The 13,682-nt window shown below is 50.4% G+C and carries 9 protein-coding genes; 2 read left to right on the top strand and 7 right to left on the bottom strand.

Translation table 11 applies throughout. From position 1 onward, the window contains the following. The first annotated feature begins 13 nt into the window (after positions 1 to 13). Positions 14 to 3,436: a carbohydrate-binding protein gene (locus HGH90_RS02410; RefSeq protein WP_169190308.1), complete on the top strand. Its 3,423-nt coding sequence runs from the start codon at positions 14 to 16 to the stop codon at positions 3,434 to 3,436. A gap of 93 nt (positions 3,437 to 3,529) precedes the next feature. Beyond that, entirely contained in the window at positions 3,530 to 3,907 is a 378-nt protein-coding gene (locus tag HGH90_RS02415; protein WP_168763413.1) for a 5-carboxymethyl-2-hydroxymuconate Delta-isomerase, read from the top strand. A gap of 67 nt (positions 3,908 to 3,974) precedes the next feature. Here HGH90_RS02415 and HGH90_RS02420 read toward each other — a convergent pair whose 3' ends face one another. The 7 genes from HGH90_RS02420 to HGH90_RS02450 are packed head-to-tail and all read right to left on the bottom strand — an operon-like array spanning position 3,975 to position 13,677. Further along, entirely contained in the window at positions 3,975 to 5,459 is a 1,485-nt protein-coding gene (locus tag HGH90_RS02420) for a S41 family peptidase (RefSeq protein ID WP_169190309.1), read from the bottom strand. Between the two features lie 28 nt (positions 5,460 to 5,487). Further along, positions 5,488 to 6,804 carry a MutS-related protein gene (locus HGH90_RS02425; protein ID WP_168763415.1) on the bottom strand — a complete coding sequence of 439 codons (1,317 nt, stop codon included), beginning with the start codon at positions 6,802 to 6,804 and terminating at the stop codon, positions 5,488 to 5,490. A 10-nt stretch (positions 6,805 to 6,814) separates the two neighbouring features. After that, positions 6,815 to 8,122 (bottom strand): MutS-related protein, encoded by a 1,308-nt coding sequence (locus HGH90_RS02430; RefSeq protein WP_169190310.1) that lies wholly within the window; start codon positions 8,120 to 8,122, stop codon positions 6,815 to 6,817. An 11-nt stretch (positions 8,123 to 8,133) separates the two neighbouring features. Then, complete coding sequence (locus HGH90_RS02435) at positions 8,134 to 10,467, bottom strand: Gldg family protein (protein WP_169190311.1); 2,334 nt, start codon at positions 10,465 to 10,467, stop codon at positions 8,134 to 8,136. A 9-nt stretch (positions 10,468 to 10,476) separates the two neighbouring features. Next, positions 10,477 to 11,403: an ABC transporter ATP-binding protein gene (locus tag HGH90_RS02440; RefSeq protein WP_168763418.1), complete on the bottom strand. Its 927-nt coding sequence runs from the start codon at positions 11,401 to 11,403 to the stop codon at positions 10,477 to 10,479. Positions 11,404 to 11,423: 20 nt separating this feature from the next. Continuing rightward, positions 11,424 to 12,179, bottom strand: a complete 756-nt coding sequence (locus HGH90_RS02445; RefSeq protein ID WP_169190312.1) for a DUF4397 domain-containing protein — start codon at positions 12,177 to 12,179, stop codon at positions 11,424 to 11,426. A gap of 1 nt (position 12,180) precedes the next feature. Beyond that, positions 12,181 to 13,677, bottom strand: a complete 1,497-nt coding sequence (locus HGH90_RS02450) for a RagB/SusD family nutrient uptake outer membrane protein (RefSeq protein ID WP_169190313.1) — start codon at positions 13,675 to 13,677, stop codon at positions 12,181 to 12,183. Positions 13,678 to 13,682: the final 5 nt, after the last annotated feature.

Here is a 13,682-nt window from a genome sequence, read left to right on the forward strand (position 1 = left end):
AAAATGAAGCGTTATGAAAAAGATGTCTACACTCTTGCTGGTGTTGAGCATGCTGCTATGCAGCCGCCTCCACGCCCAATACCTTCTGCTGGATGATATGGAAGGTCATGGTCCCTGCTCCGGCAAATGGACCTACTATGCCGGTAACACCACTACCGGGAAAGTGCAGTTTGGGGTACCTAATCCCAATCCATCCGGGCTCAATACCAGCCCCCTGGTAGCTAAATTTATCAAAGACACCAGCTGCTTTGAGTACATGAGCACCTCCGTTTCCCTGAAAGATTCGTTCAATCTTTCTTCCAACAGCACCTTCAAAATGCTGGTATATAGCAACGTTCAGGAAGATATCATGTTTAAGCTGCAGCCGGGCACCAATTACAGCAAAGCGGTATACTTCACCTACAGACCTTCCCGCGTGAACCAGTGGGAAGAAGCCACCTTCAACTTTCAAAGTGTAAAAAACAGGACCGACTTTAACACCATCGCCATACAGTTTATTGATGGCAAGAAAGCCAATGGTATCCTGTATTTCGACCTGGTACAGGCGCCCAATCCTACCAATATCGTCTTAAAAGATACCACTATCAGGATGGGAAATGAAAACGGCGTCGTGCTCACTGCCAAGGTAAACGGAGGCGCATTCAGTTCCACGCTCCATACCAGCAGCTGGGTAGCCTCCAACCTGCCGGCAGGCGTTACGATCGGCAACGTACAGCGGCTCAATGACACGATTGCCCTGGTGACGCTCAGCGGCAACTCGCCCGCTAACTATTCCCGCACCGCCCTTAAACTCACCGTGGCCGGCGCCGAACTGGACAGCGCTAACGTGGCCTCCTATACAGTAAAAGGCAACGTGGTATTTGAAGGCAATCCCGACTGGACCCTGGTATTTGCCGATGAATTTAATACCAACGGTATGCCTGATGCCAGCAAATGGAAAATAGATCCACATCCTAAAGGCTGGATCAATGGAGAGCAGGAAGTATATACGGATAGTACACACGATAATGCGCGTGTAAGAAACGGTAACCTGGTGATCACCGGGAAAAAAGACTTCCCTAACGGCAATACCACCGAGCCCTGGTCATCCGGCATGTTGATCACACAGGGGAAATTTGATTTCCTGTATGGCCGCGTAGATGTAAGAGCCAAGCTTCCCCGCGCCCGCGGCTCCTGGCCTGCCATCTGGCTCATGCCTACCTCCGGCGTCTACGGTGGATGGCCCAAAAGCGGGGAACTCGATATCATGGAACATGTGGGTAATAACTTCGGTACCGTATTATCTACCATTCATACCCAAAACCATAACTGGACCAATGGCGGCGGTATTTCCGCCAGCAAGAAACTAATGGATGCTGACACTGCTTATCATGTATATAGCATGGAATGGGCGCCCGACACCCTCCGGTTTATATATGATTCTACGGTGATCCTTACCTACCCCAATCCACATACCGACTGGAAAGACTGGCCTTTCGACCAGAAATTCTACCTGATCCTGAACGTCGCTATTGGCGGCGGCATGGGAGGTAATATTGTAGAAGCCGACTGGCCAGACAGTATGCAGGTAGACTATGCACGCATCTACCAAAAAGGGCTGGGTACACCAGTATTGGACACCATTAAAGTAACGCCAGCAGACCTTTCCTTCCTCGCTGGCAAACAACAGCAGTATACAGCCAAGGCGTTTGATGAGAACGGGTATCCCATGGCCATTACACCGGTATGGAGTATTACCGGCACTGGCAATACCATTACGGCCAACGGATTGGCAACCCTGAACAGCTCCGGCAAAGTAAGCGCCACCGCCACCGTCGACACTATTACTAAAACAGGCAATACCAACGTCAACGTGCGGGCTACCAATTACCGGAACCTACCCGTAAAAATACAGGCAGAAAGCTTTGACAACAGTAATGCCTGCTGCACCGAAACCACGGCCGACATAGGAGGAGGGCTGGATGTAAGCTATATCGGCGCAAATACCTGGTTTGAATATGACCTCAACGTGCCCCGGGCTGATACCTACCGCCTGCAATTCCGTGTAGCAGTAAATTCGCTTGCCAGCCTGAAGATACAGCTGGATACCTCTACCCTGCAAACCGTGAACCTGCCTGTCAGCGGCGGTTGGCAGAAATGGATAACGGTTACGTCGGCGCCTATACGATTGGAACAGGGGCAGCAAACCATCAGGATCGTATCCAACAAAGATGGATGGAACTTCAACTGGCTAAGCGTTTTCCGTGCTGATTCCATCGGCTTGTCGCGCATTACCATCAAGCCCGACAGCGCTACCCTGAATACCGGTCAAACGCAGCAATTTACCGCTGCAGGCTATGGTCAAGACAGCAGCATATTTGCAATATCGCCGGCATGGTCAGTATCCGGTGGTGGCAGCATCAGTGCCAGCGGTCTCTTTACGGCAGGCACTACCGGCAACTACCTAGTACAGGCTACGGCGGCTGGCATAACAGATGCCGCCATCGTACAGGTAATTACACCCCCAGCTCTTACCCGCATTGTACTCACACCCGATACGGTAACTGTACCATTAGGCGCCTCACAGCAGTTCATCGCCAAAGGCTATGACCAGCGTGACAGCCTCTTTGCCTTTAAGCCCATATGGAGTACCAGCGACCCGGCAAATACCATCGACACCACCGGCGTATTTACCGCCGGTAATGCAGTGGGCACCTATAGCGTAACCGCCAGCTCCGGCGCCATATCCGCCACAGCAGTCGCAGCAACGGGCTATACCTGTACAGTAAATGATAAATACGAAGCTGAAAGCGCTTCCAACCGGGCAACAGGCCCTATCCTGGAAACCTGTACCGATGTGGGAGGAGGCCAGGATTTCACCAACCTGCATGTCAACGACTGGTGGGCATATAACACCCTGAATGTTCCTGTAAAAGGTAAATATACCATCAGCATCCGCGTATCGTCTACCGCCGCTGCCAGCGTATGGATAGGACATAGCGGGTTTAATTTTGGTACCATCAGCATTCCATCTACCGGCGGTACCTGGCGCACTATCAAGGCAACGATCACATTGCCTGCACTCAGCTATACCGGCATACATGTGCAATCGGGCGCCTTTAAGTTCAACTGGTTCAGCATCGACAACTGCGCCGTAGATACTTCTACCGCCCGCATGGCTTATATTAAGCCCGAAGCAATGGCGGAAAGCGCCACACCGGCCCAACTGCTGCCCTACCCTAACCCCACGAACGGGCAGTTAACCATTAACCTGAACGGCGCTACTTACCGGATGGTTACGTTGATGGATATACGTGGTAACATCCTGCGGCAATGGATGATCCCGAAAGGAGAAAGGCAACTCAACAAAAACATCAGTACGCTGCCAAGCGGTACTTATATCCTGAAGCTGGAAGGAGAGAACAAAACAAAAACTTTCCGGGTAGTTAAAATTTAATGATCGCACACGCCATTGTGCTTTATGTGAAGCTGGTCTGCATAGACCAGCTTTACTTTTTACGTATATTTAGGTGAGATAATATTCTTCTATATGCCACATTTTGTAATTGAATGCTCTAACAATGTGCTGGGACTGCAATCCCCCGAACGGATCATGGATACCGTGTACCAGGCTGCGGAATCTACCGGGCTGTTTGCCAAAAACGATATTAAAGTGCGGCTCAACGCTTTCACGCACTACAAACTGGGTGATGGAAAGGATAGCTTCCTGCATATTTTCGCCAGTATTATGGGTGGGCGTACTAAAGAGCAAAAATCTCACCTATCGAGCGCTATCATAGAGCAATTGGCGCCGTTATTACCGGAGGTATCTTTCTTATCTATCAATGTGGATGATTTTGATCCGGATACGTATTGTAACCGGGCACTGATTAACCCGGCGAATGTGGGGAAGGACAGGCATTTTTAAATATGCTGAAACAAAAAGGGCGCATGCAGCTCCCGCCGCATGGCCCCTAATCAACCGTTGCCACTAATTAATGCTTTTCTCCTGAAATCAATTCCAGGGTATAACTCAGCTCCGGGTCTTTACTGGCCTGGATGTATGAGACAAATTTATTCATGGGCACTTCTTTGTCAGGAAGAATGCCGTGACCTTTATCTGCTGTAGCATTGAAGAAATACAACTCCGACATCGGCACTGATAGTATGCTTTTAGTGCGGGGCAGCAGGTATTTCATAAACCAGGCTGCCGTAGTGGCGGCGGCGCCACTACCCGTTTCTTTACCGATAATCAGGCCTCTTTTATTCTGCTGTACCAGTGCGGCAAAATAAGTGGCCGCTGATACGGTGCCGCCACCGGTAAGAACATATACTTTACCATGAAAGGCATCTTTGTCGGGCGGAAAGTTTTCGAGCAAGCCGTCACGCAGCCGGGCGTTGCCGATATATAATCCGCTGCTGTCTTTGTCGAAACGCTGGTAGAGGAAGTTCTTCTGGGTTTGTAAATCTTCGTCCGACAAGCGTCTTCCATTTTCTGCGATAGCATATTCCGGGTAGGCAATATCGATGGTGCGGGTGCGGTAGTTGTATACATTCCGGAACGGCGCATTGGTGAGGAACGAATACAGCAATGCGGAAATAGCCGGGTTACCACCACCATTGGCACGCACATCGATGATTACCTGCTTATACTGGCGTTTGTTGATCTCTTTAAAAAATTCGCTGAATTCTTTGTAAGCATCTGATTCATTGATGGCAAAGGTGTTGACGGTGAGCACACCGGTTTTCGTATCGTCGTAATAGTTATTGTAGATATAGTAGGCGCGCTGCAACAGGTTTACCGGGAATACTCCCATCTTGCTGGCATGGAATGCCTGTGTAGGATCGGCGAAAGGCAGTGTCACCTTTTTGGTGTCGTTGCTGCCGGGCGTAATATAACTTACCTGGAACGTTGACTGGTTCGGCGACAACAGGCTGTACATCACCTGGAAGTTAGGATACAGGCGATCCATACCAGTGGTAATATGGCCATCGCTGTAGGCGGAGGCCGACAACGCCTGGAGTATATCTTTCACCGGCATATTATTAATGCTGGTTACTTCCGCACCAAAAGGAATGGGGCCGCCTTTGATATTAATAAATATCTTACCCCTTTCTATAACCACCGGGTATGGAAACAGGTGGATCAGGCTATACAGTTCTTTCGCGTTATCGTTGCTCACACCCAGGTTGGTATGCACATCACTGACGAGATAGATGGGCGAATACTGCAGGCAGGAAAGTACGTCAGGCTGCCCCGCTGCCTTTTCCATCAGCGAATCCACCTTGCGCTGGAAGCTGATGGAGTCGATGAATTTATAAGGATTAGGATGCTGTTTCTTCAGTATCTCCACTGCCAGTTTAAAATCTGCAATGAAGTCTTCCTTCGTCAGGTTAGCCAGTTTTTTCTCCTGGGCGGATACGCGCATGCTGCAAAGCGCCAGCAACGCTGCGGCGCTGGAAATGATCAATCTCTTCATGTAAATTGTTTTGAAATGTATGAAAACGTCAGGAGCCGATTAATTCCAGGATACCTTCGTTGCGGATGATCATCATCCCCTGCCGGTCTTCCGTAATCCCTTCCTGGAGGCGGTACGTATAACGCGGGCGGGCGCCTTCCATGACCGTTGGCAGGAAAGCAAACCGGATGTTAGGATTTCCTTTCAATGCTTCTCCCACTTCAATAATATGCGTAGATACGATGAACAGGCAGTCCTGGTACTCTGCAAAAGCGGAGGTAACCGCCAGTGTACCGTCGAAAGCATCTTTTACGTTGGTGCCTTTAAACAGCTCATCGAACATCAGCAGCAACCGTTTACCACTGGCAGCGGCTTCGGCGGCTTGCTTCACGCGTATCACCTCTGCATAGAAATGGCTGTATCCCAGGTGGATGTTGTCTGCTACGTTGATGGAAGAACAAATGCCTTCCCTTACGGAAAACGACATCGTGCTTGCCGCCACCGGGAAACCCATGTGGGCGAGGTACAACCCGATGCCGACTGATTTCATCAGCGTAGATTTACCAGCCATATTAGCCCCGGTGAGAAACAGTACATTACTATTTTCTTCCATGGTCAGATCATTGCCCACGGCTCCCTGCAGGCATGGGTGCCGCAAACCGGTAACCGTCAATTTGTTTTTCCCTTTCGGCAGCGCGGTGGCATAAGTAAAACCTTTAGTCCTCGCTACATCACTGACAGCGATGTTTACATCCAGTTCATAAATAAAGGTCAATACCTGTTCCATCGCATCACGCAGCCGCCCCTTTAATAAATGATCATAGAAGGCGAGTGTACTCACCGACAACGGTTGATAGATATCGATATTCATCAGCTTATCTACCTGGTTATTCGCAAGGATATCCCTGATGGCACCTACCCGTGCAGTATATTGACCGGTAGTGGCGGGCAGCGTTTGCAGGAAGCTATAGCACCGTTTCAGTGTTACGATGGTGGCCTGCAGCCCCTGTACTTTCCTGCGATATCTTTCATCGCGGGTGAGCGTGGCCAGAACCTTTTTGATAAGGGTATCTATCATGATTACGGCGGCGCTGCGGGGTGCGCTGCCGTCGAGGTACTCACGCATCAGGTGCAGCTGCGGGGCATCGAAAGGAAAGGCCAGCTGCGCCTCCTGGAAGGCGCGGAAAATTGTGGCTCTTTCGTTGATCGCCGCCGCATCTTCCAATGGATGGCGGAAGATGTTGTCCAGTACCTGTTCTCCTCCCCTCGTCTTCACCTGGTTGAACAGGTGGTATACAGAACCGTTACGGTATTTACCCAGCAGGTTCAGTTCATCTACGGTCTGTTTATCGATATTGAAGCTCATAACAGTTCTTTTATTGTTCCAATGCACGTTTACGGCCATTCTTCAGGATATCCGGTATCCCTTCGTTGCGGATGATGATCATCCCGTGGCGGTCATCTGTAATCCCACGTTCAAGGGTATACGTATATTCCGGCGTATGCCCGTTCATACGGGTAGGCAGGTAGAGGAATCCCGCCCCGGGATATTGTTTCAGGTCTTCTCCTGCTTCCACAATATGGGAAGAGATGACAAACAGGCTGTTCTTCTTTTTGGTAAAAGCGCCGGTAATGGCTACCGTGGCCTCATGAGCGTCTTTTACGTTGGTGCCACGGAAGAGTTCATCGAAAATGACTAGCAGCGATTTGCCTGCCCCCAACTCCGTGGCAATCTTTTTCACCCGCAGTACTTCCGCATAAAAGTGGCTGGCGCCCATACCCAGGTTGTCGGGCAGGTTGATAGTGGTATAAATGCCGTCCAGCACTACAAACTCCATCCGCCGCGCCGCCACAGGGAATCCCATATGTGCCAGGTATACGGCAATGCTCAGCGAACGCAGGAAAGTGGACTTCCCCGCCATGTTAGCCCCGGTCAGGAAGATGACATGTTCTGTGGTATTCAGCCGCACATTATTGCCGATGGCATTCTTCAGGCCGGGGTGATATACCCCTTCCAGCAACAACATATCGCCGCCTTTTTCCAGCGCTTTGGGAAATATAAAACGCTGTTCTGTGGCTACTTTTGCTACTGAAATATATACGTCGAGGTAATATACATGCTGCAGGATCTTTTCTATGCGCTGGCGCTCCCGGGTACGGAATAGCAGGTCGTAGGCAGTTACTGCCGCATACGACAGCTTTCCTTTGCCCTTTTCTCCATGTACCGGCGCCAGCGCCGGATCTGCCAGCAGACTCACAATATCCTGGCGTTCGCGGGCATAGGCTGCAATGCCTTCTACCGCATCCGAATGAACGAAGGCGCCTACCTGTTGAATCAACTCGATGACGGCGCCTACGCCGTTGTTAATTTCCTTTTCCCCCAGGGTAGCGTTGCGCGTGGCATTTTTCGTTTGCGCATCGGCGTTAGCCAGGTATTTCTCTGCCATGTCAAACAAAGAAGCATTGAATGGAAACCGGATGTTATATCGCGCAAAATGTTCAATGATGCTGCTTCGGCGGTTAATCTCTCCCCGGTCCGACAAAGGATGGCGGAACATATCTCCCAGTATCGCTTCACCTCCCCGGGTATGGGTATGGTTATACAGGTCGTAGATGCCGCTGCTGTCGCGCTTCCCGAATATCCGGAGATCTTCTATAGTCTGGTCATCTGTTTGCAATATCATGCCCGTGTATTTTATTTTCTTTTTCTCCTGATCAATAATATGGTTCCTGTCAGCAATACCAACCCGGGTAACACCCACACATATACGATTTTAAGAATACCTGCGCCGATGGTGCCAACGGTCAGTAGGGTATCCTGCGCCTTTGGTCTGGGCGTATATATCGGGAAGTTGCCGTAATCGAGCCAGGAATAATACGAGCGGCTGAGAAATGCTCCCCCCTGGCGTAAGTTGCTCATGAAATCGGCGTCGGCGCTCACAATAATACGCTGCTCTTTACTATTCACTTTCCGGCTAAGCGCTACGGCGGTAGTATAATAAGGCGCCTGGCTATCACCTTCTGCGGGACTATATACCGGTGGCACCGAATCGGTCACCAGGGCGCCAGCTTTCAGCCAAACCTTGCCTGCTGCGGTGTTGAGCAACGGAGTAATCGTATAACCACTGTCGGTAGTAAATGTGAGGCCGGTCACGCCCGGCATCAGCATAGGCATATTATCTTCTTCACCGGTCTTAAATCCGTCTTTCAGCAGCACGAGGATAGGTTCCTGGGAAAGATCTGTTGCCTCGCGGGTGATAAAAGGCTTTACCATATGCGGCATTTCATCTTTAGATAGCTCTATCAGCGTTCCATCCAACATATGCACGCCCAGTCCCTGCAACAACGGGTTGAGCATCTGCTGCTTGCCAGGCTCACCCAATATCAGCATATTACCACCCTTATGGAGATAATGGCTTACACGGTCCATAGTAGTGGCACTCAGCGTAGTTTTAGGATCTGCCAGCACCAACGTGGTCACATCTTCCGGGATATCATGTGTATCGGCAGACATTGTATCAGAATCAAATCCCAGGTTGATCAGGGAATAACGATTGTCCTTAGCTAACGAATGATAGAAGTATTCCCGCTCTCCTTTCTTGGTAATATCGCGCTCGAGGTTGCCGGTCAGGAAAACAGTTTTCGGCATTGCCGGCTGGAGCAGGCGTTTAAAGGCAGCAGCCACCTGCTGTTCTTCCGGCCAGAAGGCGGCGTCATCAAAAGTACGGAGGAAAGTGGTTTTGCCTTTGTATTTCAACTGCATCACCAAGCGATAGTTCTCAGGCTGCAGGTCAATTACTTTGCGTACTTCCGGGCCTGGTGTAAACAGCGATGGTTTAATATCGTAGCCTTCGCACATCTTTTCCGCAATTTCTTTCGCACTTTTGCCCACCCAGGTTTTATACAGGGTACTGTCGTTATCGGCTACGTCGTAATAATACACATAGTTGAACTTCACATCCGGTTTAAAACGCAGGTAAGGTTCCCAGAGTGTCCAGAGGTAGTCGTTGCGGTTTTCTGGTAAGCCGCGCCCAACGCCGCCTCCAAAGAGGTTGCAATACAGCGTTACCTCCAGCGGCTCCCCTTTCATGTCGCGAATGATCTCCTGGGTATTGGCATGCAGGGTATTGCTTTTTGTGGCGGTGGTATCCCAGTAACCGATGTATCCCGGCCTGGAAGTAAAGTAGCCCACTATCAGCGTGGTCAACGCTATCAGCGCATATCGGCTGGCTTTCACATACCAGGGCTTCGACTCACGGCCGGCTTTTAACTTGATCAGCGTGAAGCCTACAAACATGTATACAATTACAATGAAATACACCAGGTCTTTGGTCGTGATCAGTCCTCTCAACATCTTGGTGGTACGGCCGGAGAGAGACAGGAAATAAGTAAGGTCCCTGATAAAGTCGTACTTCTGCCATAGGCCACCAATGCGGCTCAGCACGAAGATGAGGATAAAACTGCCTATCGCAGATACGATCTGGTAAGTGGTAAGGCTCGACATAAACAACCCGATGGCCGTATAGGCGCATACGAGCAGGTAAAAGCCCAGTGCGGCTGATAACAGCACACCGTAATCTGCATGCCGGATATTAATCAGACCCGTTACGATGAAAACGCCCACAACTCCTACCAGCAAGAGGTTATAGGTCATAATCGCCAGGTATTTACCCAACACGATCTCTCTTACCTTTACCGGGGAAGAATATAGTAGTTTGATGGTGCCGTTGTTGATTTCCCGGCTGATCAGCCCCATGGTCAGCAGCGGCACAAAAAGATATAAGTTCTGTAATACGTTCGAAAAAATGCCATCTGGCGCCAGGAATATGCCGTTGGTCATCGACAGGCCGAAGTCTTTGAACTTAGGCGTATTCTGTTGCAGCACCTCCTGCCATTTGGCCACGGGATACAAGGCATACGTGTAATATATGCCGCATTGTACCATAAAGGCAATTGTAAGAAACCACGCTACCGGAGAATAGAAAAGGTTACGCAATTCTGTTCTCGCGATCTTGAATATCATCTTCATGTAAGAATATTATTGGAGAGATTGAATGGATAATTGCTTGAAAATATCGTCCAGCAGGCCTTTGTCGAGGTTGATCTCCCGAAGCCTCCATCCTTGCTGAACGCTGGCGCTGATGATTCTTTCAGTAATATCCTGGTCGCCATCGAAATAAATGCGTATCTGCCGGTCGCTCAGGAATTCCACTTTGGTAGCCCCTGGTATCTTCATCAGTTCTGTGGCGGAAGGAGGATTTTCCATGCGGGTCAATACGCTGTGTGGTTGTACATAGTTGTTGAAAGCGTCCATCGAGTCGGAGAAGATCACCCGGCCCCCTTCTATCATCACTATTTCCCGGCAAAGCAGGTGCACTTCCGACAGGATATGGGAGGAGAGCAATACCGTATGGTCTTGTCCTATTTCCCGTATTAATTTCCTGGCTTCGATCAGCTGGTTAGGATCGAGCCCGTTGGTGGGCTCGTCCATCACTACCAGTTTGGGTTTGTGGATGATGGCCTGCGCAATGCCTACACGTTGGCGGTAGCCGCCGGAGAGATTGCCTATCAGCCGTGTGCTGAAGTGGGCAATACCACACCGTTCTTTGGCTTCTTCTACCGCCTGTTTTATCTTTCCTTTCTCCATTCTGCGCAGCTGGGCGCAGTAAGCCAGGTATTCATCTACCGTAAGATCAGTATATACCGGCGGGTTCTGTGGCAGGAAGCCGATGTTCTTCTTGGCTTCCTCCGGGTTTTCCCGCATGTTGATGCCATTGACCGTTACCTGGCCTTCGGTTTGGTTCAGCACCCCGCACAGGATGTTCATGGTGGTGGATTTACCAGCACCGTTGGAGCCGAGTAGTCCTACTACCCCTGCCTGGTTAATTTCCAGGTTGATGTCACGTATAGCCCATGCGCTGCTGTAGCGGTGCGAGAGCCCCTCTATTTTTAGTATTGTACTCATAGCGGTTGTTGAATGTTGGATCAATAGTTTACGACCATTACCGTTTGTTGCTGGGTGCCAGTGCCTCCGGGAATGCCTATCAGCGCCAGGGCGGCGTTCTGGTACAGCCAGGGATGCCGGTTCGGCGGCAACGGCGGATTTCGTATACCCGTTGCCGTGTAAGTGGTAATAACAGCATCCGAGGCTGCGTCCCGGAACTCAAACACATAGTCTCCGTAGTAGGTATTCACAGGATAAATAATAAAATCTGACATGGCTTTATAGGCGATGCTGGTCACCTCCGGTTTATTCTTGCCCTGCATCACTACTTTCACAGGCCTGCTGCCGGGAGAGAGATTCATAAACCGGATACCGGTGGTGCTGTCGCCCAGGCGGTGATACGGCAGGTGCTCTTCTACGAGCAGGCTATCCGGCTGAGCCAGGGTGCCAGTCACAAACAACGAGTGCATGGACCCTATGGGCAATTGCAGCTTCATTTTGAGCAATGGTACATCCTTATCGGTTGTATCGGGATAGTTGTATATCCACAAGGGCTGTTCCCCGCTATAGGAGCTGTAGTGATTGTTGATGGTATTGAACTGGCCGTACTGTATCAATCTCAAACGGTAGAAGTCGAACGGCAATCCGCCTTTCAGGTTGGGCGCCAGCCAGCTGCTGCCTGCTACGGCATTGACAATGTTGAGCGAAGCGGCGCCTGGCGGGGCTACCGATTCCTTGCCACAGGATGCCAATACGGTAGCTAACAGCCATGCATATATGAAAAAGTATGATTTCATCTTAGTAGCCCGGATTTTGAGTGAGGAAATGGTTGACAGTAATCTCTGGTACTGGGATCGGATACAATGCCTGGAAGTCGCCCAGCCAGGGTTGTTTGAGCGGAACGGCCGATAACACGTCATGCATCCGTTTGGTGCGCTTCAGGTCGAACCAGCGGTGTCCCCATTCGGCAAAGAGTTCTGTTTGCCTTTCTTTTGCTACAGCGGCCAGCAGCTGTTCTTTGCTAAGGGTGGCCGGTAAAGCAGGCAAACCTGCGCGGCTACGGATCATATTCAGATCGGCGATAGCCGTAGCATTACCTCCCGGACCACCATTGGCCGCAGCCTCTGCACGCACCAGGTACATTTCCGCCAGGCGCAATACCATATAGTATTCTGCCGGTGGCATACCAAAACTGCTATTAGGACTACCAACCTTATATTTTAACGGATAGCGGGTAACTCCAGGCTGGCCAACAGTCCCGGTGGCATTGTCAGTGCTGTCTGTCCATTTCTCCAGGCGCTGATCACCCGGCTCAAAAGCTGATAACAGCGAAGGAGTGAGACAGAAACTGGCTACTCCGACCTTCAGTACATTGGGTATCATCGCAAATCCTTCGGGGGTGGCATCTCTCAGGTACATGTCCTGCAGCGACTGTTGCAGCTGCCAGATGGCTTCCCGGCTGCCTTTGAGAAATACTTTGTTAAGATCGCTCTCCAGCGTATAGTCGACCGAGTTATTAATCACTGTGGTTGCCGCAGCAGCAGCATTGGTATAATCGCCGAGGTACAGATAAACCCTGGCCAGCAGTGCGGTAGCGGCAAAACGGTTGGGCCTTGTACGCTCGCCGTTGGCAGTGGGATAATCAGCCGGCATAGAAGCTGCCGCATCTTTCAGATCCTGCAGCATCTGTTGATATACCTGCTGCTGTGGTGCACGTGGCAGGCGGGCCGTCTGGTTAAAATCTACCGTCATGGCCAGCGGCACATCTCCAAAGAAATTAACGAGATAGAAATAACTGAAAGCACGCACGAACTTTGCTTCCCCGGCAAGCGCCTTTCTCACACTATCTTTCAGCATAGATGATTTGGAATCTGCTATTCCTTCAATAATAGAATTAGCGCCATAAATAGCGATATAGGCACTCTCCCACATAGCCCAGGGCCGGTCGCTGTTATAAACGGTAAGCTTGTTGGTAGCAAGCCCGTAATATGATTGTTCTGTAGTACCGCGGTAGTTATACAATTCGTCAGACGACAAACTACCTAATACCGTAGATAGCCCCGCAGCGAAGCTGGTAAGCCCGGCGCCACTCGCATCACCTGTACTTTCACCGTTGATCATACGGGTGTATACACCCGCCATAGCGCTGTTGGCCTGTTTTTCACTGCTGAATACCTGCCCGGTAGAAATTGTGTTGATCGGATCAGGTACCGTCACCAGCTTTTTACAGGCAGCCAACATTCCCAGCAGGAGGCAGCCGGAAGCGATCACAATTTTTCTCTGATATCTCTGCATAGCTG

The organism is Chitinophaga sp. Ak27, assembly GCF_012726295.1.
Taxonomy (GTDB): domain Bacteria; phylum Bacteroidota; class Bacteroidia; order Chitinophagales; family Chitinophagaceae; genus Chitinophaga.

Excerpts from the sequence above, each read along its gene's own strand:
- HGH90_RS02420 (WP_169190309.1), bottom strand. The coding sequence starts at position 5,459 with ATGAAGAGATTGATCATTTCCAGCGCCGCAGCGTTGCTGGCGCTTTGC.
- HGH90_RS02440 (WP_168763418.1), bottom strand. The coding sequence starts at position 11,403 with ATGAGTACAATACTAAAAATAGAGGGGCTCTCGCACCGCTACAGCAGC.
- HGH90_RS02430 (WP_169190310.1), bottom strand. The coding sequence starts at position 8,122 with ATGATATTGCAAACAGATGACCAGACTATAGAAGATCTCCGGATATTC.
- HGH90_RS02435 (WP_169190311.1), bottom strand. The coding sequence starts at position 10,467 with ATGAAGATGATATTCAAGATCGCGAGAACAGAATTGCGTAACCTTTTC.
- HGH90_RS02425 (WP_168763415.1), bottom strand. The coding sequence starts at position 6,804 with ATGAGCTTCAATATCGATAAACAGACCGTAGATGAACTGAACCTGCTG.
- HGH90_RS02450 (WP_169190313.1), bottom strand. The coding sequence starts at position 13,677 with ATGCAGAGATATCAGAGAAAAATTGTGATCGCTTCCGGCTGCCTCCTG.
- HGH90_RS02410 (WP_169190308.1), top strand. The coding sequence starts at position 14 with ATGAAAAAGATGTCTACACTCTTGCTGGTGTTGAGCATGCTGCTATGC.
- HGH90_RS02415 (WP_168763413.1), top strand. The coding sequence starts at position 3,530 with ATGCCACATTTTGTAATTGAATGCTCTAACAATGTGCTGGGACTGCAA.
- HGH90_RS02445 (WP_169190312.1), bottom strand. The coding sequence starts at position 12,179 with ATGAAATCATACTTTTTCATATATGCATGGCTGTTAGCTACCGTATTG.